At 37.7% G+C, this 24,531-nt stretch carries 22 protein-coding genes, 1 tRNA gene and 1 other RNA gene; 14 read left to right on the forward strand and 10 right to left on the reverse strand.

Annotation, left to right across the window (positions count from 1 at the left end; genetic code table 11):
• Window positions 1–508: 508 nt before the first annotated feature.
• Window positions 509–1,357 (reverse strand): SDR family oxidoreductase, encoded by an 849-nt coding sequence (locus FFM68_RS11985; RefSeq protein WP_137619545.1) that lies wholly within the window; start codon window positions 1,355–1,357, stop codon window positions 509–511.
• A gap of 120 nt (window positions 1,358–1,477) precedes the next feature.
• Between FFM68_RS11985 and FFM68_RS11990 the strand changes: the two genes are divergently transcribed.
• Both FFM68_RS11990 and FFM68_RS11995 read left to right on the forward strand, forming a co-directional pair.
• Window positions 1,478–2,245, forward strand: a complete 768-nt coding sequence (locus tag FFM68_RS11990) for an SDR family oxidoreductase (RefSeq protein ID WP_137619546.1) — start codon at window positions 1,478–1,480, stop codon at window positions 2,243–2,245.
• 80 nt (window positions 2,246–2,325) lie between these two features.
• Window positions 2,326–2,769, forward strand: coding sequence for a MarR family winged helix-turn-helix transcriptional regulator (locus FFM68_RS11995; protein ID WP_137619547.1), 444 nt, complete (start codon window positions 2,326–2,328; stop codon window positions 2,767–2,769).
• A 219-nt stretch (window positions 2,770–2,988) separates the two neighbouring features.
• On the opposite strand, the gene ssrA is transcribed toward FFM68_RS11995, so the two are convergent.
• Window positions 2,989–3,355, reverse strand: a transfer-messenger RNA (tmRNA) gene (ssrA, locus tag FFM68_RS12000).
• A gap of 207 nt (window positions 3,356–3,562) precedes the next feature.
• Between ssrA and FFM68_RS12005 the strand changes: the two genes are divergently transcribed.
• Both FFM68_RS12005 and FFM68_RS12010 read left to right on the forward strand, forming a co-directional pair.
• Window positions 3,563–4,285 (forward strand): winged helix-turn-helix domain-containing protein, encoded by a 723-nt coding sequence (locus FFM68_RS12005; protein WP_137619548.1) that lies wholly within the window; start codon window positions 3,563–3,565, stop codon window positions 4,283–4,285.
• The gene (locus FFM68_RS12010; protein WP_137619549.1) at window positions 4,282–5,751 is read left to right on the forward strand and encodes an ATP-binding protein; all 1,470 of its coding nucleotides are present in this window, start codon (window positions 4,282–4,284) and stop codon (window positions 5,749–5,751) included. Before FFM68_RS12005 ends, FFM68_RS12010 begins: the two co-directional genes overlap by 4 nt.
• A 51-nt stretch (window positions 5,752–5,802) precedes the next feature.
• Here FFM68_RS12010 and FFM68_RS12015 read toward each other — a convergent pair whose 3' ends face one another.
• The 3 genes from FFM68_RS12015 to FFM68_RS12025 all read right to left on the reverse strand — a co-directional run bounded on the left by FFM68_RS12015 (window position 5,803) and on the right by FFM68_RS12025 (window position 10,263).
• On the reverse strand, window positions 5,803–7,242 hold the full coding sequence (locus tag FFM68_RS12015) for an NCS2 family permease (RefSeq protein ID WP_137619550.1): 1,440 nt from the start codon (window positions 7,240–7,242) through the stop codon (window positions 5,803–5,805).
• Window positions 7,243–7,376: 134 nt separating this feature from the next.
• Complete coding sequence (locus tag FFM68_RS12020) at window positions 7,377–8,033, reverse strand: hypothetical protein (RefSeq protein ID WP_137619551.1); 657 nt, start codon at window positions 8,031–8,033, stop codon at window positions 7,377–7,379.
• A 121-nt stretch (window positions 8,034–8,154) separates the two neighbouring features.
• Window positions 8,155–10,263: an LTA synthase family protein gene (locus tag FFM68_RS12025; RefSeq protein WP_137619552.1), complete on the reverse strand. Its 2,109-nt coding sequence runs from the start codon at window positions 10,261–10,263 to the stop codon at window positions 8,155–8,157.
• Window positions 10,264–10,440: 177 nt separating this feature from the next.
• Between FFM68_RS12025 and FFM68_RS12030 the strand changes: the two genes are divergently transcribed.
• The 3 genes from FFM68_RS12030 (at window position 10,441) to ybaK (ending at window position 13,047) form a co-directional block, all read left to right on the forward strand.
• Window positions 10,441–11,610 carry a class I SAM-dependent rRNA methyltransferase gene (locus FFM68_RS12030; RefSeq protein ID WP_371852025.1) on the forward strand — a complete coding sequence of 390 codons (1,170 nt, stop codon included), beginning with the start codon at window positions 10,441–10,443 and terminating at the stop codon, window positions 11,608–11,610.
• 23 nt (window positions 11,611–11,633) lie between these two features.
• On the forward strand, window positions 11,634–12,383 hold the full coding sequence (gene aroD, locus FFM68_RS12035) for a type I 3-dehydroquinate dehydratase (RefSeq protein WP_137619554.1): 750 nt from the start codon (window positions 11,634–11,636) through the stop codon (window positions 12,381–12,383).
• 175 nt (window positions 12,384–12,558) lie between these two features.
• Complete coding sequence (gene ybaK / locus FFM68_RS12040) at window positions 12,559–13,047, forward strand: Cys-tRNA(Pro) deacylase (RefSeq protein ID WP_137619555.1); 489 nt, start codon at window positions 12,559–12,561, stop codon at window positions 13,045–13,047.
• On the opposite strand, the gene FFM68_RS12045 is transcribed toward ybaK, so the two are convergent.
• Window positions 13,044–14,297, reverse strand: a complete 1,254-nt coding sequence (locus tag FFM68_RS12045) for a BaiN/RdsA family NAD(P)/FAD-dependent oxidoreductase (protein WP_137619556.1) — start codon at window positions 14,295–14,297, stop codon at window positions 13,044–13,046. The genes ybaK and FFM68_RS12045 overlap by 4 nt on opposite strands.
• Window positions 14,298–14,454: 157 nt before the next feature.
• Between FFM68_RS12045 and gdhA the strand changes: the two genes are divergently transcribed.
• The 3 genes from gdhA (at window position 14,455) to FFM68_RS12060 (ending at window position 18,142) form a co-directional block, all read left to right on the forward strand.
• Entirely contained in the window at window positions 14,455–15,798 is a 1,344-nt protein-coding gene (gene gdhA / locus FFM68_RS12050; protein ID WP_137619557.1) for an NADP-specific glutamate dehydrogenase, read from the forward strand.
• Between the two features lie 85 nt (window positions 15,799–15,883).
• Window positions 15,884–17,230, forward strand: coding sequence for a glucose-6-phosphate isomerase (locus tag FFM68_RS12055; protein ID WP_137619558.1), 1,347 nt, complete (start codon window positions 15,884–15,886; stop codon window positions 17,228–17,230).
• 693 nt (window positions 17,231–17,923) lie between these two features.
• Complete coding sequence (locus FFM68_RS12060; RefSeq protein ID WP_137619559.1) at window positions 17,924–18,142, forward strand: hypothetical protein; 219 nt, start codon at window positions 17,924–17,926, stop codon at window positions 18,140–18,142.
• A 140-nt stretch (window positions 18,143–18,282) separates the two neighbouring features.
• Here the strand turns inward: FFM68_RS12060 and FFM68_RS12065 are convergent, their stop codons facing one another.
• The 4 genes from FFM68_RS12065 to FFM68_RS12080 form a co-directional block, all read right to left on the reverse strand.
• Window positions 18,283–19,737 carry a glycerophosphodiester phosphodiesterase family protein gene (locus FFM68_RS12065; protein WP_239585172.1) on the reverse strand — a complete coding sequence of 485 codons (1,455 nt, stop codon included), beginning with the start codon at window positions 19,735–19,737 and terminating at the stop codon, window positions 18,283–18,285.
• A 141-nt stretch (window positions 19,738–19,878) separates the two neighbouring features.
• Entirely contained in the window at window positions 19,879–20,478 is a 600-nt protein-coding gene (locus FFM68_RS12070) for a TVP38/TMEM64 family protein (RefSeq protein WP_137619561.1), read from the reverse strand.
• A 181-nt stretch (window positions 20,479–20,659) separates the two neighbouring features.
• Window positions 20,660–21,109, reverse strand: coding sequence for a threonine/serine exporter family protein (locus FFM68_RS12075; protein ID WP_137619562.1), 450 nt, complete (start codon window positions 21,107–21,109; stop codon window positions 20,660–20,662).
• A gap of 73 nt (window positions 21,110–21,182) precedes the next feature.
• On the reverse strand, window positions 21,183–21,935 hold the full coding sequence (locus FFM68_RS12080; RefSeq protein WP_137619563.1) for a threonine/serine exporter family protein: 753 nt from the start codon (window positions 21,933–21,935) through the stop codon (window positions 21,183–21,185).
• A 392-nt stretch (window positions 21,936–22,327) separates the two neighbouring features.
• Between FFM68_RS12080 and FFM68_RS12085 the strand changes: the two genes are divergently transcribed.
• The 4 genes from FFM68_RS12085 to FFM68_RS12100 all read left to right on the forward strand — a co-directional run bounded on the left by FFM68_RS12085 (window position 22,328) and on the right by FFM68_RS12100 (window position 24,489).
• Entirely contained in the window at window positions 22,328–22,900 is a 573-nt protein-coding gene (locus FFM68_RS12085) for a TetR/AcrR family transcriptional regulator (protein ID WP_137619564.1), read from the forward strand.
• Between the two features lie 41 nt (window positions 22,901–22,941).
• Window positions 22,942–23,029: transfer RNA gene (locus FFM68_RS12090), tRNA-Ser, on the forward strand.
• Window positions 23,030–23,284: 255 nt separating this feature from the next.
• Window positions 23,285–23,509, forward strand: coding sequence for a hypothetical protein (locus FFM68_RS12095; RefSeq protein WP_137619565.1), 225 nt, complete (start codon window positions 23,285–23,287; stop codon window positions 23,507–23,509).
• 197 nt (window positions 23,510–23,706) lie between these two features.
• Window positions 23,707–24,489: a hypothetical protein gene (locus FFM68_RS12100; RefSeq protein WP_137619566.1), complete on the forward strand. Its 783-nt coding sequence runs from the start codon at window positions 23,707–23,709 to the stop codon at window positions 24,487–24,489.
• Window positions 24,490–24,531 lie beyond the last annotated feature (42 nt).

A 24,531-nucleotide genomic window follows, 5' to 3' on the forward strand; every position in this document is an offset into this window, starting at 1 on the left:
TCCTTCATAATCTTTTGGTATTTTAAGTAGAATTTCTATCTCTGTAGGAAAGAGATACCGCTAAATTTTATATAGCTTTGCTTTTGATATAAAGCTATATTTTCACCTATAGTTTCAAAATCTTGTGAATCATACTTAGTATAGCTCATTCTATAACGATGGTTTTTTGACGTTTTTTTTATAAATGCGTTACTAGCTTTAAGTGTGGTATTCCTGTCTAACGAAATTTTTGTTTGAGGTACTATTGTTCGATGTGCTTGAGTAAGATGAATAGATCCATAAAGTCCTTAAAATAGGAGAAACAATAAAACTAAACTGTTTGAATAGATCATCTTTAATTATTGAAATATGTATAATTTATGATCACAGATTAGTTTACAACAATTACTGACCCTTGAAAACAAAAAATACGTGGTGTACAGAGCACACCACATATATAAACATTTCTTCAAATTGTTTTTTACTAAAAAGACTCGATAATAATAGTTTTGTATGAGTTGAATATTTTTTATTTAGCCAGACTTTTCTTCACATAATCTTTGAAAGTTGTTGGTTCATGGCCGAGTAGCCATGTTAACACATTTGAATTGCCATCTAATCCCCACGTAGAATACGTATAGGCTAGTTGTTTGACCGCTGCTTGGAAGAATAAATCATTTGCCTGGATTTGTTTTAAGAAAGTTTCTGCATCTACGTATTCTGTAACTGCTTTTTTTCCAGTGACGTCATTGAACATGTCGATCAGATCATTTGGTGAATAGGCAGGAGTACCAACTAATTCATACGTTGCTTTGTCATGTTTTTTGCCTTCTGAGAAGATTTTGATGACAACATCTGCCACATCCTCTGTTGCCACATAACCAACTTTTGTATCAATATTGTAGAAAATGGAATACTTGTCAGATTCAGCCACAACTTTTGGATTGAAGTTATGCATGTAATGCATCGGTTGTAAAATAGTATACGGTAATTGAGTTTCCATTCCTTTATAAACCAAATATTCTTCTACCTCACGCTTAGCAGTGTGTTGTAGTAAAGTCGATAAAATTGGATGGATGACAGAAACAAATAGGAAATATTCAATGCCGTGTTCTTGTGCTGAATCAATCATACGTTTACCAATTAAAGCTTCTTGAGCCAAAAATAATGGTGGGATATAAACTACTTTTGTCGCTTTTTCCATGAGGGCGTTGATGAAAGATAGATCAGTTAAATCTCCTACCATCGCATCTTTGATTCCATTTAAATCTTTTACCTTTGGGTCAATGTCTGTTGCCAAAACATCGAATCCTGCATCGACTAACCGTTGAACGATGATTCGACCAGTATTGCCTGCTGCTGATGTGACTAAAATCATAGGGTAGACCTCCTTTTTATTTTGCAAGTTGATTGTAACATCTTTCACGATAAACATGCAAATGCATTTACTTATATTTATGAAAGTGTTATCATGTAGTAACAAGAAGGAGGTTTCATCATGGAATTAGTAAACAAGCATGTGGTGATTACTGGTGGTACAACAGGAATTGGCTTTAACCTTGCAAAAAAATTGTTAGAAGCAGGCAACGAGGTCTTAGTGGTAGATTATAGTGAAAAAAATATCAAAGAAGCTTTGGAAAGTGCCCCGGCCTTAAAAGCAATACAAGCAGATTTGAGCAATGCAGAAGAACGGGTGAAACTAGTTGGAAAATTAGAAGAGGAATTTCCTGAGTATGATGTCTTTATAAACAATGCTGGGATTCAACGCTGGATCAATTTGAAGAACGCGGATAAAGATTGGTCATTTTATCATCAAGAATTAGCCATTAATTTTGAAGCGCCAATGCATTTATCTATTTTAGTAATGAATCATCTTTTGGCGAAAAAAGAAGCAGCGATCATCAATGTTTCTTCTGGTTTAGTTCTTACTCCAGGTGCTTGGGTACCATTTTATACCTCTGGCAAAACAGGTCTGCATGGATTCACAGAAACTTTACGGTTACAATTACAAGATACTGCCGTTAAAATATTTGAGATTTTTCCGCCAGCTGTAAATACTGAACTCGGTGGATCGTCAGAACATTCGTATGGGGTAGCAGTAAATGAATTTATTCCAGCGGTGGTAGCGCAAATCGAAGACGATCAATTTCATATTACTTACGGGACATCAGAAGAACAATTCAACGCAACGAAAGAATTTAATCAACAAGCAACCCAGAATACTTGGGATATGTTCAAAGAAAATCCAACATTTTTAAACGCGTAAGGTTATAATAAATAGGTACGGCTTCCATCATGAAGTAGTGATGGGAGCCGTTTATTTCATGAACAAAGGAGTAACCTATTATGACTTTTACAAAAGAAGACGGTTTGATCCAACGAGTGGCATTGTTGAATCAGGCGATCACGATTCATGTAAATCAACTGTTTGACTCACCACATATTAACTCGACCAATTATTTTTATTTATTGAAGTTGTTGGATTATCCAGAAATTACTCAGAGCAATTTTTCTGCTTTAGTTAAATTAAATCAAAGTACGATTACTCGAGCGATTAATACACTAGTGAAAAATGGCTATATCGATAAATTGAGTTCAGACGACAAACGCAGCGCTTTGTTGAAACTAACTCCGTTGGGAAAAGAAACTGCATTGTCGATCAAAGAAAAAGTAGAAGACTTGAATCAGTATTTATTACCAGACCAAAGTGATAGCCAGATGGTTCAGCTGCTCGAAGAAATGGAGCAGCGATTAGATAAGTTGGATCAAAAAAATCCTGAAAAAAATTAACAGCAAGGGATACAATTATTTAAAAAAGTATCAAGAAAGAGAAAGGCAAGAAGCTTTCTATCGCTTAATTAGCCATAGAAGTCTTCTTGCTTTTCTCTTTTCCGAATGCAAAATTAAATGCCATTTGATATTTTTAGCGAAAATCACTGAAAATAAAAAACGACTAAATCCTTATCAAATCAAGGGTTTAGTCGTTTTTGAAAACCATCAAAAACTATGAAATGGAGCCGGCGGGAGTCGAACCCGCGTCCAAACATATCGACACCTAAAAATCTACGCTCATAGTCATACTATTTAAATTTCGCTTTGTTCTCTGCCGCATGACAGGCCGCGAACATTGCTAGTCTGATGAGCTCTTTTTCAACTTACAGACGGAAAGTTGAAACGTATCCCACTTAGAATAGGACCCTTACTCGAGCACATGGGCGATACCGAGAGGATCTACGCTAACTGTTTTTAGGCAGCTAAAGCGTAAGAGTTGTTGTTTTGTTTTGCAGTTATGTTTAACTGTAACGTTTTTGCGTAGACGTAACCTACGAAGCGCAATTCAAGCTCAAACTATGCCTGTCGAATCCGTAACGGCCCCCTAATAAATATTTTGTTGCAAAGATGAGTATAGCATCCTGTTATAAAAAATGCAAAGAAGTAATAACTAATTTAAGAATTCATACTAAATGTCGGAAAGATTGAAGAAAAAACAAATTGTTGATGAAGATATGAGTAAGGTAATGGTTGAAAAAAATGAAATAGAGTATACTTATAATGAGAATTAGATGATATCAGGGGGGAAAGTATGAAAATTTTAATGATTGAAGACAATGAATCTGTTTCTGAAATGATGCAGATGTTTTTTTTGAATGAAGGCTGGGAAGCGGAATTTAAATATGATGGCAAAGAAGGATTGGAGACTTTTAAAGCAGATCCTGAAAAGTGGGATATGATCACACTAGACTTGAATCTGCCAAGTATGGACGGGATGGAAGTCGGACGTCAGATTCGTAAAGTTTCTAAAACAGTACCGATTATCATGTTGACGGCAAGAGATTCTGAAAGTGATCAAGTCATTGGGCTAGAGATGGGCGCTGATGATTATGTCACAAAACCATTTTCACCGTTGACTTTGATTGCTCGGATCAAGGCTCTGCATCGCCGCAGCGAGTTGACTGCTGAACCACAAAAAGATACAGAAACAAATGATGAAAGCTTTGATATCCAGACGGATCATTTCAAGATGAATCTAAAAACCCGCGAAGCCTATCTAGCCGGCAAACCGATCGATGGTTTGACGCCTAAAGAGTTTGATTTATTGTATACGATGGCGAAAAAACCGCGGCAAGTATTTACCCGTGAACAGTTACTGGAGTTAGTTTGGGATTATCAATATTTTGGTGATGAACGAACGGTGGATGCTCATATCAAGAAATTACGTCAAAAAATCGAGAAAGTCGGTGCGCAAGTTATTCAAACTGTTTGGGGTGTAGGCTACAAATTTGACGATACCGAGGTTGGTCAATGAAATACCTGTATCAACAATTACTAGCATTTGGTGGATTGATTCTCTTGATTCTCCTGACGTTAGGAGTGTCTTTTACACAGTTTACTCGTAAGACGCTTGAAGATAATAATTACAAAACACTGCTTGGTTATGCTCAATCAATGGAAAAAAACAATCTATCGCTAAGTAGGGATATTCGCTTTGAGGGGATGTCGAGCAATGAGATTTTCCAATTTGCAATCGGTGTGACCGAGTCGAGTTTAAACCAGCAAGACGTTTCCTTTGTCTTTATCAATAAAGACAGAACGGTTCAATATCCTGAGCAATCAGGAAAGATCAATCAGGATCTAGTCAGTGATGCACAGTGGCGAGCGTTAAAAGAAGGACAGCAGCAAAAAGAAACCAATTCGAAAAACGTGATGGGCCAGAAGAAAACGACTTCTTATGCGATGGTCCCTTTTTTCACAGATGGTGAGTTCTTCGGTGTATTGCTTGTCAGTCAACCGGCATTGAATGTGGAAACGAGTGTTAATTTGATCGTCACCGACTTATTTAAAGCTTTCATCATCGCGTCACTTGTCGCGATCATCGTAAGTTATTTCTTTGCGATGCAGCAAGTAAGACGGATCAATCGAATGCGTTCAGCGACTAAAGAAGTTGCGGCGGGGAATTTCGATGTAGTCGTTCCTAATCGAAATCGGGATGAGTTTGATGATTTAGCCAATGATTTTAATCAGATGACGGTCTCATTGAAAGAGTCGCAAGAAGAAATCGAACGGCAAGAAGAACGACGTAAACAATTTATGGCGGATGCTTCTCATGAGATGCGAACGCCTTTGACGACGATCAATGGGTTGTTAGAAGGACTGCAGTATAACGCAATTCCAGAAAATCAAAAGGAAAAGGCAATTAAATTGATGCAAAATGAAACGTCACGCTTGATTCGTTTGGTCAATGAAAATCTGGACTATGAAAAAATCCGGACCAATCAAATAAGTATCGTGTTGCAAACGTTCAATGCAACTGAAGCCGTCGCCACACTAGTCACTCAATTGCAAGCAAAAGCAGAAGCGTCAGGAAATCAATTAACTTTGCAAACAAAAGATCCAATCAATGTCTATGCTGATTATGATCGTTTTGTCCAAATCATGGTCAATCTAGTACAAAATGCGATCCAGTTTACAAAAGACGGAACGATTACGATTGCGATTAAGAAATTGGAGCAGGCAACAGAGATTGCCATATCGGATACTGGAATCGGCATGACTGAAGAACAAGTGAAAAATATTTGGGATCGTTATTACAAAGCAGATCCATCACGAAAAAATACAAAATATGGCGAGTCAGGTTTAGGTCTATCGATCGTAGAAGAATTGGTTCATTTACATGGAGGTACAATCAAGGTTGCTAGCCAGTTAGAAAAAGGGACGACATTCACAGTCGTATTTCCCGACAAATCTGACAAACCAGAAAAAACTGAAGAATAAAAAAGAGCCGTGACAGAATTTGTCACGGCTCTTTAACTATGAACGATTATTTTATAAAATGGCCAAGATAATAAAGTTCAAGATGAACAAAAGATCAACGATCCAAAGAATCGGAGAGATCTCTTTAGATTTTCCTTTGACAACTTTGACGATTGTATAGAAAATAAATCCAGCTGCGATCCCATAAGAAATACTGTAGCAAAGTCCCATAAAGATGCTGGCGAAGAAAGCGGGAACGGCTTCTTCTAAATCTAACCAATTGATATCAGCAAATGATGCTAACATCATAACACCGACCAAAATCAATGCCGGCGCAGTAGCCTGTGCAGGTACGATCGCAATCAGTGGAGAAAATAAACTGCTTAATGCAAATAAAATAGCTACAACAACTGAGGTAAGACCTGTCCGTCCGCCGGCTCCGATACCAGCAGCCGATTCGACGTAAGTGGTCGTATTAGATGTTCCAAAAATTGCACCAATGGATGTAGCGATCGCATCAGCGAATAATGCTTTGTCCATTTTTGTTTTGAACCCGCGGGAGTCATTGGCCAAGGCATTTTCATCTTCTTTCGAGAAGATTCCTGTTCGACGACCAGTCCCGATAAAAGTTCCAATCGTATCGAAAGTATCAGATAAACTGAAAGCTAAGATAGTCATAAGAACTTGTGGTAATTTGGCTGAATCGGCAAACAATGATCCCATACCTTCAGAACCAAAGGCTGCCCCAAATGTTGTACCAAGTTCTTGGATCGAGCTGCCTAATGAATTTGCATGCCAATCGATCGAACCTAGTTGGACAACACCCATTGGGATTCCTAATAAGGTTGTGATCACAATACCGATCAAGATCGCACCGCGAACATTTTTAACGACTAGAATAGTGGTAATGGCTAAACCAATCACCGCCAATAAAATTGGTGCATTATTAAAGTTTGCCAAAGCAGGAACAATTCCGCTGTTGATTGAAACGTTGGTCGCTTTGCCGGCTTCAACTACGCTGCTGGTGATTGCAGAGGAGTCTGCAGTAAATGAAAGTAAACCAGCATTTTTGATCCCTACATAAGCAACAAAGATCCCGATCCCGCCGCCGATTGCGTGCTGCATACTTTCAGGAATTGCATGAATGATCAATTTACGAATTTTCGTAACAGTAATCAAAATATTGATGATTCCACAAATGAATACCATTGCTAAAGCTTGTTGCCAAGAATAACCTAATCCGAATACAACCGTGTAAGTGAAAAATGCGTTTAATCCCATACCAGGTGCTTGTGCATAGGGAACATTTGCAAATACTCCCATGACCAAGGTCCCGATGACAGAGGCGATGATTGTTGCGAGAAAGACCGCTTGAAACGGCATTCCTGATGCTGATAAAATACTTGGATTAACGAACAAAATGTAACTCATGGCAAAGAATGTTGTGATTCCTGCCATTACTTCGGTGGAGATAGTGGTTCCTTGTTCTTTTAATTTAAAGAATTTATCCATTATAAGTAAACGCTCCTTAGAAATAAGTTCATTATATCGGTAAAAACCGAATACTTTATAAGTATAAGGAAGGAATAATCGACTTTCAAGCGTTTGTTAGATAAAACGATAAATAAATCGAGGAATGTTCGTGTTTAATGAACATTCCTCGATTTTTTAAGTGAATCTAACAGACAAAAAATAATCGTTGACAAGCATAAACAGAGGGAAATATAGAAAATAGCTTTAACTAGCGAACCCAAAAATAAATCCAAAAGCGTGGTCGAAGATAATTCGGAGGAGAGCGGCGAATGAAGTGAATAAGCAATTCCGCTTGTTCCATTACTCAGAACAAAGTTTGGCAATTCCTTCAGCTGACTTAAACCTTGACGGTAAAAGAATTGCAAAATCGATTCGTAAACCGGCTCGAAAACAGTGAAAAATAAAATTAAACAGATACTTGCGATCAATATGCTCAAAAAACATTCGAGACCTGTTGAGTAGATGAACTGTTTTGTTGGAACCGTCCTTTTTTTTTGCTGATGAATCCTGACTCCGAAAAATATCAGCAATAAGATGAAACAACCGACGGCACTAATTGATAATCGATCAAAAAAATATTTTTGGAGTTGTTCTGTTTCTTTGCTAGTGAACAATTGGATCTGATTGGAGGAAGCGACTTGTTTCAAGACGAGTTTTAACATGTCCAAACTCGTCAAAATAAAAAGCACGACGAGATAGATCGCCCAAGAAATCGAAAATTGGATACGATGTTGTTTGATCGTCGAAAGTGTCGTTGAAATAAGTTCCATAGATTCCCACCTCTTATACTAAGTATAAAAGCCTAATTTGAAAGAAATATGAATTCTATCCGAAGAAATAAATGAAAAAACACTCTTCACAGTTTTGTGAAGAGTGCCGATTGGAATCTGATTATTGGCTTTGTTCTTGATACTGCTTGTACGTTTGAGTCTTGTACAGCTCTTGAGTGGATTTCTTACCATTTTGATAAAATACGCTGGTCGATTTATCCCCCAGTTTATTTTCAGCTTTTACTAGTTTGTTAAACCCATCTTTGTAATCAAATTGCGAAGCATCAATCGGTTTCAATCCACTAGCTGAATAGAAGCGGAGAAGGTCACCGTTATTGATATTATCGGAAGTGCTTAGCTGAGTAGAAACAGCATCTTTCCAAGCGTCTGCTTGTTTTTGCAGAGCTTCATCTGGTTCAGCTACTGGCAATCCACTTTGATTATCGTATAAGTTTCCACTGTAATACGTGTAATTAGGTGTGACATAGTCTCCATCACGGAACGCAACGATTTGATCGTTATCTTCTGACAATAAATCTTGACCTAATTGAATATACTTGCTTGTATCAGTACCTAAAAGGTGCAAGAGAGTAGGCAAGGCATCAACTTCACCGCCATAAGTATGGTTGATTCCGCCTTTATCTTGACCAGGAATATGAACCATATAAGGAACACGCTGCATTTGAGCATTGTCAAAGTTTGACCATGTTTCTTTTGATTTTCCAAGCAGTGGTGCTAGATCAGGGTTTCTTGAATTAGAGATACCATAATGGTCACCGTACATAACAATGATCGAATTATCATATAAACCCGAAGCTTTCAAGTAATTGAAGAATTCTTCAACCGCTTTGTCGAGATAATTTGCTGTAGCAAAGTATCCGTTGATTGTTTCATCGTTCGTATTGGCCATTGGGAATCCAGCTTCGTCATTTTTAAATTCACTGTATGGATAGTGATTTGAAACGGCGATAAATTTTGAATAGAACGGCTGTTGCAGACGTTCTAAATATTGAACTGATTGTTGGAAGAACGGTTTGTCGTGCAAGCCGTATTGGAATGAATTTTCATCATTCACATCATAGTAAGAAGAATCAAAGAAATAGTCATACCCAAGATTCTTATAAGTCTCAGTACGATTCCAGAAATTCCCTGAATTTCCGTGGAATGCTGCGCTCGTATAGCCGGCTGTTTGTTTCAAAATATCTGGAGCTGCTTGGAAGGTGTTTTTTCCGCCTAACTGCGAGAATAAAGAACCTTGATTTAAACCAAATAATGAGTTTTCCATCAATGTTTCTGCGTCCGAAGTTTTTCCAGCTTTTACTTGGTGGAAGAAATTATCAAAGGCAAAGGTACTGTTGCTATGGAAAATACTATTTAAAAATGGGGTTACTTCATGTTCTTGTCCATTTTCATCTTTTAACTTATAGTCGATCACAAATTGTTGCAGGCTTTCTAAATGGATCGTAATAACGTTGCGGCCTTTAGCGATACCATAGTACTCGCTGTTTGGTGCAGCATAATGTTCTTTTACGTAAGACTCAACTTCTTTTAAATCATTTGGACTTGCTTCAGCTCGAACTTGGTTTGTTTTATACGTTTGAATGCCGTCGTAAACAGTGAAGGCATTCACCCCAAGGTATTTGATCAAGTAGTCACGAGAAAAAGTCCGTGTCAGTAATTCTGGACGATCCGCTTCAGCTAAGAAAAGATTGCCTGAGAAAATCATGACTGCAAGAGCCGTCATGGCAAAAGCCATCCGAGCACGAACAGGCCGTTCTTCTGCTTTGATACGTTTGCGCCATAATAGCAACGGTAAGATCACGATATCGATCAAATATAAAATATCGTAAGGACGAAACAGCCGAATCGCACTTTCGCCTAAACCACTGGCCACTTTGCCGGCTCCTAAGAAAGTATTCACAGTAATAAAATCGGTAAATTCACGATAATAAACTACATTGGCAAATAGTAAGAAACTTGCTAATCCGTAGATGATCATCATCGTTAGATAAGAGGCCTTTGATCGGCGTACGTATAAAGCAATCGATAATAAAAACATTGTCGATGCAATTGGATTAATAAACAGGATGAAATACTGAGTCAGACTTTCAATCCCTAAATTGAATTCAAATAAATATGCAAAAACACTTTTTGCCCACAATAAGAATGTCAATAACGCATAGAAGCCAAGGCGTTTATTCAAAAATGCAGGAGCTTTTAGTTTTTTCAATGGAAACTTCCTTTCTGACGCAGATAAACTGCGAAACGTTCACTCGTTATCAGTTTACTCGCTTCCGCCAACCTCGTCAATTCTTATTAAATCAAGAGCAATCAGGCTTAAAGAAAACTTTATAAGCGAAAAATACTATTTTTTTTTGATATACTATAGAAGAAAGCGGGGATGAGTGTGAAAATAGAATTGACTAATTATGGAATCAAACGGATTCGCCAAGGAAATCCATTGATTCAAGAAGAAGATTTAAAACAAAGTATCAAAAAAATTCCCTTAGAATGGGTGGAGTTTGTTGATAATAAACATAAGTATGTCGCGACTGGTTATTTAGGCAAGCAGAATAAAGGGTTTGGCTGGGTGATTGATCAGACAAGGCGAGGGATCAATCAAGATTTTTTAGCTCAAAAATTTCAACAGGCGATTCAAAAACGTCAAGTCTTTTTTTCAGATGAGACGACGACAGCTTTTCGTTTGTTCAATGGCGAAGGTGATGGTTTTGGTGGAATGACGATTGATTACTACGCAGATTATTTGGTGATCTCTTGGTACAATCAGACCATTTATCATTTTCAAAAGATGATCGTGGCTAGTCTGCTACAAGTTTTTCCAACTGCAAAAGGGCTCGTTGAAAAGATACGTTTTAAAAGTGAGTTGCTAGAAAGTCGTTGGTTGGCTGGTGAAAAACCGGAAGAACCGTTGATAGTGATGGAAAACGGGGTTTCCTATGCCGTATACTTGGATGAAGGATACATGACCGGTATTTTCTTGGATCAAAAAGAGGTCCGTGGACGGCTGACTGAAGGATTGGCTGCTGGGAAAAAGATCCTGAATATGTTCAGTTATACAGGAGCGTTTTCAGTCGCTGCAGCATACGGCGGTGCGCTAGAGACGACCAGTGTGGACTTGGCACAGCGCAGTTTAGCTAAAACGCAAGAACAATTTGAAGTGAATGGATTGCCATTAGAGCAACAAAAAATCATTGTGATGGATACGTTTGACTATTTCCGCTATGCGGGAAGAAAGAATTTAACTTATGATGTGATTATCTTGGATCCTCCAAGTTTTGCCCGCAATAAGAAAAAGACGTTCTCAGTCGCCAAAGATTACGGACGATTGATTGAAGACAGTGTCGATATTTTGGCTGATGACGGGCTGATCATCGCGTCAACAAATGCAGCGAACCTTTCAATTAAAAAGTTCAAGTACGCGATCGAAACCGCGTTGCAAAATAAGAAAGTAGATTATCAATTAGTAGAAAGTTATCGTTTACCAGCAGACTTTCCAGCTAGCGACTTTGAAGAAAGCAATTACTTGAAAGTATTGTTTTATACGGTAAAAAAATAGAAGAAACTGAGGTGTGAGAAATTATGATGGATATTCAAGTAAGAGATGTCCGTTTTGATGCGGGAAAGCCTAAGATCTGTGTGCCGATTGTCGGAACGACGTTTGATGAAATCATCGAACAAGCCATTCAAGCGAAAAGAGTTGCTGAAGTGATCGAATGGCGTGCGGATTATTATGAAGATATTTTAGATGATGAAAAGTTAAATACCACGCTGCTAGCATTACGTGATGAAATTCGGAATATTCCATTGATTTTCAATTTGCGGATGGCTGAAGCAGGCGGGAAGATCGAGCTCTCCTTAAATCAATATCGGCATATCAATGAATTTGCTGTTTCTTCACGCGCGATTGATTTGGCTGATGTGGAAGTTTCAATCATCGACCAATTATCAACATCTTTTATCAAATGGATGCAATCGTTGGATGTGCGGGTAATCTTAAGTTATTACAATTTTGAAGAAACACCAGAAGATGCTGTCATTTTATTTCGTTTGAATTTAACAGAACACTGCGGAGCAGATATTGCAAAAATTGTCGTTCAACCGCAAAATGAAGCAGATGTCTTGCGTCAAATGGAGATCGCAATGAAAGCTCAAACCTTTGTTTCGTTACCGATTATTTCGGTCTCATTAGGCCGATTAGGTAAATTTTCACAAATCAGTGGATCATTAGACGGGTCTTGTATGACCTATGGTTGTCTAGCCGGTCAGTCTTATCCGGATGCTCAAATCGAAGCGGAAAAATTAGCTATGATGATCAATGAGTTGAAATAAAATTAATCAGTGAAACTAAATAGCCTATGCAAGAGTATCGACTAAGGAATTTTTTAGTAGGTACTCTTTATTTGGTTGATAAGTGATTTTCTTGTCTAAACGTAGAGTTTATCTGATTTGTTTTGGATCATTTTTTTTGCTAGACTTTAGAAAATACATGAAGTGAGGGATTGATTTGGCTAAGAAAAAAATTCAAAAGACCAATGCGATTCGTTTAGTCGAACAAAAAAAGATTGCTTATAGTGAACATGAATATTCATGGAGCGACGATGATTTAGGTGCAGGACATGTTTCTGAACAAGTTGGGATCGAGGCTGCAAGGATTTTTAAAACATTAGTTGCAGTAGGCAATAAAACCGGTCCAGTTGTAGCGGTTATTCCTAGCGACCACGAACTAGATTTGAAAAAAATCGCGAAAGCCAGCGGCAATAAAAAAGTTGAGATGCTTCATTTGAAAGACTTGGAAGCCACGACAGGTTATATTCGCGGCGGGTGTTCACCGATTGGGATGAAAAAGCTTTTCCCGACTTTTGTGGATGATTCAGCAAAAAACTTTGAACAGATTGCGATTTCAGCAGGCAAAAGAGGACTGCAAATGGAAATCGCCCCCAACGCCATTGTAGAATTGACGCGGGGACGATTTACGGAGTTGACGCAAGATTAAGAAAACGTATGGTAGGCAGCGTGTGTGCCCGCAACATAGCCGGTACAAAAAGCAGTAGTAATATTATAACCGCCTGTATATCCATTGACATCTAGTACTTCCCCGGCAAAGTAAAGTCCGGGGATTTTTTTGCTAGCCAATTCTTTCGGATTGACCTCTTTTAGTTCGACACCGCCACCAGTCACAAATGACTTTTCCAAACCAAATGTTTTATTCGCAGTCAATGACCAGTTTTTACAGTAGGAAACAAAGGCATCTAATTGTTCTTTGGACGTTTGATTATAAGTTTGGTCGCTGATCCCAACTTTTGATAAGAAGTACAGCAACAATCGTTCTGGTAAGAAGCCAGTTAAAGCATTTTTTAATTGTTTAGTCGAAGTTGCTGAATAGTCAGTGATTTCTGTCAATAATTCACGATCGGTTTTATTCGGAAAACAATCTAACACTAAAGTTGCTGTTTTTTGAGTGCGCAACAATTGATTGACAAAACTTGAACAGCGCAAAGCCGCTGGGCCGGAGATTCCAAAATGAGTAAAGAGCAAGTCCATTTCGTGACTAGCAATTGTTTTATTTTTTTCATCGACAACAGTTAATTTAACATCTTGCAAAGAAAGACCCTGCAAAATTTTATCCGCAATAAAATCATCTGTTAAAAAAATCGGTGATTCTGTCGGATACAAAGGAGTGACATGATGTCCAAGGGATTTAGCAAAGCGATAGCCGTCGCCTTGTGATCCAGTCGAAGGATAAGTGATTCCGCCAGTTGTTATTATGACACTTTTTGCAGAATAATCGCCTTCTGCAGTTCGGACCCCTTGAATGACTGTGCCATCGGTAATAATTTTTTCAATCGGTTCTTTAAAGAAAAGGGTAACAGCTAATTTTTCCAGCTCCTCTTTTAATGTGTTCACGATCGTTGCCGATTTATCAGAAACTGGAAAGATACGTCCGTGATCTTCTTCTTTTAAAGCAACTCCTCGCTCACTGAAAAAGCGCATAACATCTTGGTTGTCAAATTGTGAGAAGGTACTATATAAAAACCGACCATTGCCAGGAATGTGAGTGATCAAGTCATCAACTGGCCGATTGTTTGTGACATTGCAGCGACCGCCGCCTGTCATGAGCAACTTTTTTCCTAACCGTTTATTTTTTTCAAATAAAGCGACCTTGGCACCATTCAGTGCTGCGGTAATCGCCGCCATCATTCCAGATGGTCCTCCACCAACCACGATTACATCAAATTTCTTCATTTTATTTTCTCCTTATCCACGAATTTACTTATAAGTCGGTCTAATCATACTGTAAATACGAACGATTGGCATTCAATTTGTAATGAAATACAAAAAAATTTTCACTTTTATTAGAAAATGATGTAAAATATGTGTATTAAATGTGAGGAGGAATTTGATGGAAGTAAAACAATATGTAGAGCAGATTCAAAAAGAACTGGTGAAAAAAGATCCTAATCAAGAAGAATTTTTACAAGCGGTGGAAGAATTTTTACCAACAGTCATTCCTTTTCTAGAGGAACATCCAGAATACGTGGAGAAAAATATTTTAGGCATGATCCTAGAACCGGAACGTTTGATTCAATTTCGTGTCCCTTGGCAAGATGATAAAGGCAACTGGCAAGTGAATCGCGGCTATCGAGTACAATTTAATTCAGCGATTGGGCCATATAAAGGTGGATTGCGTTTCCATCCAAGTGTGAACCTAAGTATCTTGAAATTTTTAGGCTTCGAACAAATCTTCAAAAATAGTTTAACTGGTCTTCCAATCGGCGGCGGAAAAGGCGGTTCTGATTTTGATCCAAAAGGTAAGTCTGATGCTGAAATTATGCGTTATTGCCAAAGTTTCATGACTGAATTAGCTAGACATATTGGACCGAATTTAGATGTACCAGCAGGCGACATTGGTGTCGGCGGTCGTGAGATTGGGTACCTATTTGGTCAATACAAACGGTTGCGTGAATACGATATGGGTGTATTGACAGGTAAACCATTAGGCTTCAACGGAAGTCTAGTACGGACAGAAGCTACTGGTTATGGTGCAGTTTACTTTGTCAAACATTTATTAGAAGATCGCAAAGATTCTTTCGAAGGCAAAAAAGTGATTGTTTCAGGTAGCGGGAATGTAGCAATCTACGCAATCGAAAAAGCACAAGCATTAGGCGCAACTGCTCTAACTTGTTCTGATTCAAATGGTTATATTTACGATGAAAATGGAATTGATGTTGAGCTTCTAAAAGAAATCAAAGAAGTTCGTCGAGCTCGTTTAACTGAATATGCAAAAGAACGCCCATCTGCAGAATACCATGAAGGTTCTGTTTGGGATCTTGAAACAGCGGCGGACATCGCATTACCATGTGCGACTCAAAATGAGATCGATGATAAAAAAGCTGAGATCTTAGTCAAAAATGGTGTGAAAGTAGTCGCTGAAGGCGCAAATATGCCAAGTACAAACGAGGCAGTCAAATTGTATCATGAAAATGGCGTACTTTATGGACCAGGGAAAGCAGCAAATGCTGGCGGAGTTGCAGTCTCAGCGTTAGAAATGAGCCAAAATTCACAACGTTTGGCCTGGTCAGCTGAAGAAGTCGACAGCAAATTAGATGGAATCATGAAAAATATTTATGAAACTTGCCGTGATACAGCAGAAAAATATGCTGAAAAAGACAATTTTGCAGCTGGAGCAAACATTGCAGGCTTCGCAAAAGTTGCTGCTGCAATGGCGGCTCAAGGAACAGTTTAATTTTTTAAAAGGTTTAAACTTGAAAAAATATTAAAAGAAACGTAAAGTATAGATTGTATGAAGTGACTTTCAAGGAGGAAAAACAATGGCACACATTCATTTCGATTATTCGAAAGTAGCACCGTTCGTGAGCGAACATGAAATGGACTACATCAAATCTGAAGTAGCATTAGCTCACAAATCATTACGCAAAGGGACTGGCGCAGGAAATGATTTTCTTGGCTGGATCGATCTTCCAGTAAACTACGACAAAGACGAATTTGCTCGTATCAAAAAAGCAGCCGAAAAAATTCAATCTGATTCTGAAGTATTAGTGGTAATCGGAATCGGTGGTTCATACCTTGGAGCCCGTGCAGCAATCGAATTTTTACATCAAAGTTTCTTTAATGTCTTGGATAAAGAAGACCGCAAAGCACCACAAGTATTCTTCGCAGGAAATTCAATCAGCTCAACATATATCGCTGATTTGATCGAAGTGATCGGTGACCGTGATTTTTCAGTTAACGTGATTTCTAAATCAGGAACGACAACTGAACCAGCAATCGCCTTCCGTGTCTTCAAAGAACTATTGATCAAAAAATATGGTCAAGAAGAAGCAAACAAACGAATCTATGCAACAACAGATAAAGCTCGCGGAGCGGTAAAAGTCGAAGCAGATGCAGCAGGTTGGGAAACTTTTGTTATCCCTGATGATGTTGGCGGACGTTTCTCAGTTCTTACAGCAGTTGGTTTATTGCCAATCGCAGCCAGCGGCGCAGACATCGATGCACTGATGAAAGGTGCAGCAGATGCCCGTGAAGCTTATTCAAGCGAGAACTTAGACGAAAACGAAGCGTATCAATACGCAGCACTTCGTAATATTTTATACCGTAAGGGTAAAGTAACTGAAATTTTAGTTAACTATGAACCAGGTATGCAATATTTTAACGAATGGTGGAAACAATTGTACGGCGAATCAGAAGGGAAAGACTTGAAAGGAATTTACCCATCAAGTGCCAACTTCTCAACTGACTTGCATTCATTTGGACAATATATCCAAGAAGGCCGTCGCAATATTTTCGAAACAATCGTAAAAGTTGAGAAACCTCGTAAATCTGTTGCGATTCCTTCACAAGAATCTGACTTAGACGGTTTAGGTTACTTAGAAGGCAAAGATGTAGATTTCGTTAACTCTAAAGCCTACCAAGGAACATTATTAGCGCACACAGATGGTGGAGTGCCTAACTTTGTATTGAACATCCCAACAATGGATGCTTATACTTTGGGTTATGCAATGTACTTCTTTGAAATTGCTGTAGGTATTTCTGGTTACTTATTGGGCGTAAACCCATTCAACCAACCAGGTGTAGAAGCTTACAAGAAAAATATGTTCGCTTTACTTGGAAAACCAGGATTCGAAGACTTAGCAAAAGAATTGAACGATCGTCTATAAAATAAAATGTAATTAATTAAGCACTTAAATGAAAGTGTGCCCCTAAATTAGACTAAAAATCTAACTTAGGGGTTTTTTAGTAATTAAGAAGAGAACTACAAATGGATGAACAGTCGAATAATAGTATCCCTGATGAACTAAAAGGATGAAATCGTGCTGGTTTTATTGGTTCTATTATTTTTTGTTATCCCCTTAGTCAGTTATATGGCGTTTTTAGCGGCAATCATTTCATTTTTTTAAGTAGCTATAATTCATCTTTTGACTAAATATATAGTGATAAATCAATTTTTATACGCTGGATCAGAAAAGCTATAACTATTAAATAATTGTTTAATATAGTATAAAAAACTTTCAGTTTAAAATAGCTGAGAGTTTTTTTATCCCTTTTGTTTGCGCAACCTAATAGACGTGTGCACGAATAAGAAATACTGTTTTATTGGTATAGGTAGAATATCTGTTAGTTGATTCAATTAATGATAAAAATATAATCAAAAGAGAATAAAAAAACCGAAAATGAATAAATATAAAATGAATAAAAGATTAAAAATAACCGTAGTTGTTTGCGTCGGTGTTTTCGAAATTTTCTAAAAACAATATATTAGTCCTTATTTATAGCTAAAAAAACAAATAAAAACGTTTTCAATTTGCAGTCATTATGTTATTATAAAAACGTAGAAATAAAGGGGGATTATTATGGAAACTATTGAAATTGGTCTTGCTTATGAATGTCGAGCAATTGGAATAAAAAAAGAAGTTGTGGGGATCGTTGAACAACTTTACAACAATACGATTCTTATTAATGTACTCAACTGTAATCAAGCAGATCGTGCGACCGTCATCGAATTGCAGAATCGATTGTTAGTGAAGTATGAAGATGTTCTTTCGTGTATTGAAGTCGAATGTACCGCGTAATAAATAATGAAGGAAAAAATTCGCTTCTTTTAGTTTATAAAATGGAAAAAGGGAAACGTCCTTCCTAGAAATCATATATTGAATCTAACAAAAAATAAAAGCCCAGCACCGATCTCTTTTAACGGATCGTTGCTGGGCTTTTAATCAAATTGTAAAATGCTGGCAGTCTGAGACCGTATATCATCTAAATGACCTGAAAGGACAGTTAGATCATCAGATAATAAGCCGTTTACTCGTTGAAAGCGAAAAACTGCGGCTTGCTGTTTTGAGTTGATCGACCAAACGTAAATTTTTTGTTTTTGCTGGCGCAAGTATTGGATCAAATCACCATTTGCTGTTTTTGCTTCGATATTGATGAAATCTAATGAGGTTTTTGGAGCGCCCAATAGATCAAAAGGTAAGATATAGCCCACTGCCAATGTCGGAAAAATTTTTTTCATGTGATTGGCGGTATCTAGATCCATACTTTGTAATTGATGACCAGCTAGCTGTTCTTTTAAAGGAAGTAGTTGGTGAATAATCGTCGCTTTTGTTTTGGCAGTAACTTTTAATTCAATCAATAATGGCTGCTTCAATCGATTCGCAGTTGCTAAATAATCGGAAAATAGTGGAATTTTACTAACATAGCTATTTTCTTTTAAGGGGAGTCCTTTTAAGTCTTTCCAAGCTGTTTCATCAATTCGTAAATCTTTATTAGCAAGTGTTTTTAAATCTTCGTCGTGGATCACAACTAGCTGATGATCAGCTGTTTCTTGAACGTCTATTTCGATGAGATCAGGTTGCATTGTTTTATTTGTCTTTTTCAGCGCCTCAACTGAGTTTTGAACGCCATTGTGATTAGAAACGCCTCGATGAGAGATCGCCAAAGGAGTTACGGCACGCTGCCCCTGGGTGACCTGGGTATAGTGTAGGAAATAAAGGCTAAGGCAAGCGATGACTGTTAAGCCCAACCAAATTTTCGAGACGGGTGTTTGAGTGTCAGTATCGGCAGTAGCTGGATTCGTAGCTAAGTAAAGGAAAAAAAGTGTCCGCAGTATATTCTGGATCACGCGATGCAACAACAATAAAATCATCGCTGTATTTGAGTCGCTTAATAACTGAGTCGACCAGATAAAACTACTTTTAATCAATAAGCTGATGATAAAAAAAGCGAGAGGAATGAGTAAAAAGAAAACGAATTGCTTAATGATCCCTTTTTTTGTGTTCATCCAACTAAAAAGCAGACTTGTTTTCAAACGGTATCCTTGTTTGAGATAGTGAGGCGTCAAAATAATACGATATAAGAGATAAAGAATGGCTAAATAGAACAAAATGATTACCGGCAAGATTTTCCAGCGATGTAAAAAAAAGAAAGAGAGCAGATCCGCTGGCAGTGGTTGCCACACTAGCAGCAATTGATAAAAGCGAAAGAAAAAGATAGGAGAAAGCAGCAACCAGAAAATGAAACTAACTATTGCTGCCTTCAACGAGAAATTTTGCAAAGCTTTTTCCTTTGCTTGCACTTGCGCGAAAAAAATACTGTAAAGAAGAATCAAGGCAAAAAACAACAACAAGTGAAAAGGCTGGTAAAGGTCAGCTAAAAAGCGTTGTCGCAAAAATAAAAGGAGTCCCTCCGTTAAAAACGGGAGACCAAAAGCAAGCAGAAAGAAATTATTTAGCGAAAAGGTGCTGAAAAAATGGGTGAGTGGTTGACGAATCGACTTCATAGTTCCTCCAATTAAAAAATCCACTAAAAATTAGTGGATAAGTAAGTTAGATAACAAGCTGCCTCCTTGTAGTAAAGCCCAACTGTATAAAAAGATTGAAGCAGGTTTTGCTAACAAGATAATCGCGCTGTATTTTTTAAAAGAGATATTTGTCAGGCTAGCCATTAAACATAAGGCATCGTCTGGTGCGATAGGCAGGAAAATCGCCCAAGCGAATATTTTCTCAAAGCGAGATTGATCATCAAGGCAATGAATATACTTTTGATATACCTTATCACTTACAAGGTGCATAATCAAGGGTTTGCCAAAGTGTCTTCCCATCAAGAAAAGAATTAAAGAACCAATTACGATTCCAACATAATTATAGATAAATCCCCAATAGGGACCAAAAATCAAAACACCAGCTGCAAGACTGATTCCGCCGGGGATGATTGGAATAACCACTTGAACGATTTGAATCAAAATAAAAATGAGTGGTCCGGCAATCGGTGAATGCCCGATGAGTTGCCGCAATGAATTCATGTCATTAAATACCCCTAAGTGATAGAAATAAATCGTCGCACTGATCGTTAGGATGATTCCTGTCAACGAAATGATATTTAATAATCTTCTAGATTGAACAACACTCATTAGATTCAGCTCCTTTGTCTTTCTAAAATGAAGTATAGCGAATTCATTTGAAAAATGCATAGGTCTAAGGTTGTAAATTTTGAATTTTGTGTGAAACTTTAAATTTTTTTAGAAATTAAATGACTGCGTTTACATAGTGGGGTCAAAAAAAACAGGAAGTATGTTCCTGCTTAGTGAGCCGCTATTTAATTTGGAAATTGGTGCGGGTTCGTTTTAAGGCCCGTTCAATTAAATTTGTGAACATAAAACCGATCGCGATCGCTCCAGAAGTGACTAACACCGTAACGACGGCTTCCATTGATTCAGTGAACTGTTGATTCATCATATGACGTACAGCCATATAGGCCGGGCCTCCAGGAACTAATGGAACTAGGCTAGGGACATTAAAAACAATCACTGGCATATGCCGGATCCGCGAAAAAAAGATACTGATCAGCCCAATCATTAAAGCACCTGAAAAATTAGAGATACCGATATTTTGATGGAAATAAGTATGCAAAATCCAAAAAGTCATCCAACCGGCAGCACCAGTGAAACCACAGGCTAAAAAGGCGCGTCTAGGAATATTTGTGATGACGCTAAAAGCAATCGTGCTAAACATGCTGAATAGAAAGTTGACAATAAAATTCATGAGTGACCTCCTTAATTGCTATCAAGATTTTTTAATGGCAATTGATTGTTAGGGATTATACCGCGCGTATTGCTTAAAAAAAGTTAAAAGCAATAATGATCCCGCCGCCGATCGCACCTGCGATGAATAAGGCTTCCGTTCCTCGAGCAACACCACTGATCAAATGCCCTGCCATGATATCGCGAAAGGCGTTAGTGATTGCTAATCCTGGAACCAAAGGCATGATCGAACCGATGATCAGACTGTTCACATCTCTTGCAACTGAAAAAGATACTGCAAGCAGTGACAGATAGCCGATGATCAAAGCGGCGACAAAATCATTTAGAAAATTCATCCGTAATTTTCCGCCGAAAAAAGTGTGGACTGCAAAACCAATCATTCCAATAATAAATGTAGGAATGAAATCAAACCAAGTACCATTTAAGATGATCATTAATGTACTGCTGACGATCCCAGCGGCAATGATTTTCCATAAATAAGGAAAATCGGGTGTTGCTTGATCGACTTCTTCCAAGTAAAGATAAAAATCCGGCAATGACAATTCGCCATCCGCAAATTGACGAGAGCCCAGATTGACGGCAGTCACTTTCTCTAGATTGATCGCCTGTTGAGTAATCTGAACTACTTGGCTATTTTGCTCAGAAGGAAAGCCGATAATCAAACCCGTGGCGGTCACATAAGTCTGGATATCGTCAAAACCAGCATTAAGAGCAATTCGTTTCATCGTGTCTTCCACACGATAAACTTCTGAGCCAGACTCCATCATGATTTTTCCTGCTTTTAAACAGGTATTTAAAACAAGTTGTGTATAGTTTTGCTGTTCCATCAAGCTAACCACCTTTATCTATTTCATTACTATAGTAGAGAAAATAAATAAAATAGACAAGAAAAAGAATAAAGATTGTCACCAACTGTTAGAGAAAGTATAATAAAGTAACAGCAAAATTTGTTTTGAGAGATTTTATTTTCAGGATAAAGAAACAAAATCGGCTTCACATGCATAACGGTTTTTTTATTTTTAAAAAAAGTTGATTAAATCTTAATAAGATAATAAAACGGTTCCACTCCCTTTGTAAGAAAAAATATAAAAATAATTTTTTTTATTTTAAAAAAAATATGTAATTTTAGATAACATGTTGGATAAGGGTTGCAAAACTAATCGGTTTTTGATTAAAATAAAATGACGAGAAAAATAATAACATTCTGGGAGGAATTAAAATGAGAAGAAAAGTTTATACTAAGGATCAGATTCTAAAAGCTGCCTATGAAGTTGTCGAAAGTGAAGGGTTCTCAGGATTTACAGCACGCAATATTGCCAAAAAAATGGGAATCAGCACACAACCGATTTATTTAGAGTTTAAAAACATGAGTGATCTTAAAAATACCTTATTAGATGAAATTTGCAATCACTTATATTACGATATTTTCCCAGAAGTTCGCACAGGTGATACGATCATTGATTTAGGTTTGAACTATGTTTATTTTGCAAAAGAACAAAGCAATCTTTACAACGCATTGTTTGCTCAAGAATACGGTGGCGGGAAAAAAATGCATGACTTTTCTTACGATTACTTCCATCAATTAATCGTCGAGCACCCTAAATACGGCCAACTGTCTGAAAATCATATCAATGCTTTGCATGTCGGTACGTGGATCTGTGTTACCGGGATCGCAACGTTGATGTCTTCAGGAATCATTGAGCCTACTCAAGATGAGATCGTTCATTTGATTAATCGTACAATCGACAATATTTTAGAAGAAGAAGATACTTCTGTTTTAGATACACTATAAAATCTTGACATTTGAAATAAAAAAGGTAAGATAAATAATGCGGAAGGTTGGCAGAGTGGTAATGCACCGGACTCGAAATCCGGCGAACCGGCTAATACCGGCGCGCAGGTTCAAATCCTGTACCTTCCTTATTTATCAACCGTGTGACGTGGTTTCGGCCACGTTTTTTTTGTGCTTTTTCGTCTGTTTTATTTTTGACGTTCCCTGGACACAATACTAGAAAATCCATCAGCAACCTAGTCGTTTTTGTTCCCATACTATACAGATTTGATTTATTTATTTGCAGTTAAATAGTAAAAACAAGTGAAAAGGCCGTGCGTATTAGTAAGGCTTTATTTACGGTTCTGCTATACTAAAGGTAAGTTTTTAAAGGAGTGGATAGAGATGGAAGAGACAGTCTTTTTTAATTTAGGAAATGCGATTGCTGCTAAACGTGATCCTAAAGAATTGATCAAAGAAGCTCAGATTGTTAAGGGCAAACGTGATCCACAAGGTAAATTAGTAATTGTGGAAGATGACGGCGAGACACTTATTTTATTTGATTTAGCAGATCAAGAGGAGTCTTCCAAAAATACCCAGCCATTTAAAATAAAAAAAATCATCGATTAAAAAGAAAGACCTTCTTGTGCAAATAGAAGGTCTTTCTTTTTGACTAGTACAAAAAATTAGCGAAGAAGAATAAAAGACAGCCAATTATTTTTATGCTCCGCTTTTTTCAAAAACTGTGAGGGAATTTCTGAGGCGTATTGTTCGACTCAGTAACACTTTTTTTATAAGCTAAGGAAAAAAGATTCGAGGGGAATCCAATGATTAAATTAATGGTTGAGATTGATCAAGAGGTAACGAAAATCAGATTCGGTGAGCAAGGCACGATGGTGGTTTATCGGGATTTAAAAAAAGCACCAGTGTTGAGCCAAGATGAGTTACTCTTATACTTTAAGGGACGAGAAGCTTACGCGATTGATTATGGGCAAAAAATTGATTCGAAAGTTTTAAAAGAATCTGAGAGTCTGATTACTGTCAGTGTTCCGTGGGATATTGAACCAAAGGAACTGGCACAGCAAATGTTAGAAGCTTGGAACGGAAATTCGCTTAAAACGATGGGGCTTTTTGAAGCTCAAAAAATTGCGGCCAATCACTTTCCAATCGTAGCGAGTTATCAAAAGGAGTTATTTGAGATTCTGACTACTTTCGGCTATGAAAATAAAAAAATCAAGAAAGCACCAGCTAAGGCACAACATCGCTGGAATAAGAAAGTCAGCGAGATTCCTTTTTATATCGATTACAACGATTCAAAAGGTGAGGTCCTTTGGCAAAAACGCAATGAGATGGTATTGAAAGCAGGCGCAAAACTCAAGCAAGAGGTGCCGCTGAATAAAGATGGTTCGGTGGGATTCAGCGCGCGGTTTACAGAAAAGTTGCGGGCTGATCACGCAGACAAGATTTCAGATTTTACTACAACTGAAGATATTGTGTTGAAAAGTGTGAATGAGGTCGGAATCTTTCTTTATTATGCTGGGACGAATGGTTGGTTAGTGTTAAAAGACAAAGATGGCAAAACGATTGATGAATACACCGTTGTGAAGTAAGCAATGTAGTGTGTAACCGTTAAAAAAACTGAGACAAAGGAT

The organism is Enterococcus xiangfangensis (assembly GCF_005405365.1).
Taxonomy (GTDB): Bacteria; Bacillota; Bacilli; order Lactobacillales; family Enterococcaceae; genus Enterococcus_A; species Enterococcus_A xiangfangensis.

What these genes read in the sequence shown, in the direction of transcription:
- FFM68_RS12015 (WP_137619550.1), bottom strand. Translation starts at nt 7,242, where the DNA reads ATGGATAAATTCTTTAAATTAAAAGAACAAGGAACCACTATCTCCACC.
- FFM68_RS12010 (WP_137619549.1), top strand. Translation starts at nt 4,282, where the DNA reads ATGAAATACCTGTATCAACAATTACTAGCATTTGGTGGATTGATTCTC.
- FFM68_RS12095 (WP_137619565.1), top strand. Translation starts at nt 23,285, where the DNA reads ATGGAAGAGACAGTCTTTTTTAATTTAGGAAATGCGATTGCTGCTAAA.
- gdhA (WP_137619557.1), top strand. Translation starts at nt 14,455, where the DNA reads ATGGAAGTAAAACAATATGTAGAGCAGATTCAAAAAGAACTGGTGAAA.
- FFM68_RS11995 (WP_137619547.1), top strand. Translation starts at nt 2,326, where the DNA reads ATGACTTTTACAAAAGAAGACGGTTTGATCCAACGAGTGGCATTGTTG.
- aroD (WP_137619554.1), top strand. Translation starts at nt 11,634, where the DNA reads ATGATGGATATTCAAGTAAGAGATGTCCGTTTTGATGCGGGAAAGCCT.
- FFM68_RS12005 (WP_137619548.1), top strand. Translation starts at nt 3,563, where the DNA reads ATGAAAATTTTAATGATTGAAGACAATGAATCTGTTTCTGAAATGATG.
- FFM68_RS12085 (WP_137619564.1), top strand. Translation starts at nt 22,328, where the DNA reads ATGAGAAGAAAAGTTTATACTAAGGATCAGATTCTAAAAGCTGCCTAT.
- FFM68_RS12070 (WP_137619561.1), bottom strand. Translation starts at nt 20,478, where the DNA reads ATGAGTGTTGTTCAATCTAGAAGATTATTAAATATCATTTCGTTGACA.
- FFM68_RS11985 (WP_137619545.1), bottom strand. Translation starts at nt 1,357, where the DNA reads ATGATTTTAGTCACATCAGCAGCAGGCAATACTGGTCGAATCATCGTT.
- FFM68_RS12100 (WP_137619566.1), top strand. Translation starts at nt 23,707, where the DNA reads ATGATTAAATTAATGGTTGAGATTGATCAAGAGGTAACGAAAATCAGA.
- FFM68_RS12060 (WP_137619559.1), top strand. Translation starts at nt 17,924, where the DNA reads ATGGAAACTATTGAAATTGGTCTTGCTTATGAATGTCGAGCAATTGGA.
- FFM68_RS12045 (WP_137619556.1), bottom strand. Translation starts at nt 14,297, where the DNA reads ATGAAGAAATTTGATGTAATCGTGGTTGGTGGAGGACCATCTGGAATG.
- FFM68_RS12080 (WP_137619563.1), bottom strand. Translation starts at nt 21,935, where the DNA reads ATGGAACAGCAAAACTATACACAACTTGTTTTAAATACCTGTTTAAAA.
- FFM68_RS11990 (WP_137619546.1), top strand. Translation starts at nt 1,478, where the DNA reads ATGGAATTAGTAAACAAGCATGTGGTGATTACTGGTGGTACAACAGGA.
- FFM68_RS12020 (WP_137619551.1), bottom strand. Translation starts at nt 8,033, where the DNA reads ATGGAACTTATTTCAACGACACTTTCGACGATCAAACAACATCGTATC.
- FFM68_RS12055 (WP_137619558.1), top strand. Translation starts at nt 15,884, where the DNA reads ATGGCACACATTCATTTCGATTATTCGAAAGTAGCACCGTTCGTGAGC.
- FFM68_RS12075 (WP_137619562.1), bottom strand. Translation starts at nt 21,109, where the DNA reads ATGAATTTTATTGTCAACTTTCTATTCAGCATGTTTAGCACGATTGCT.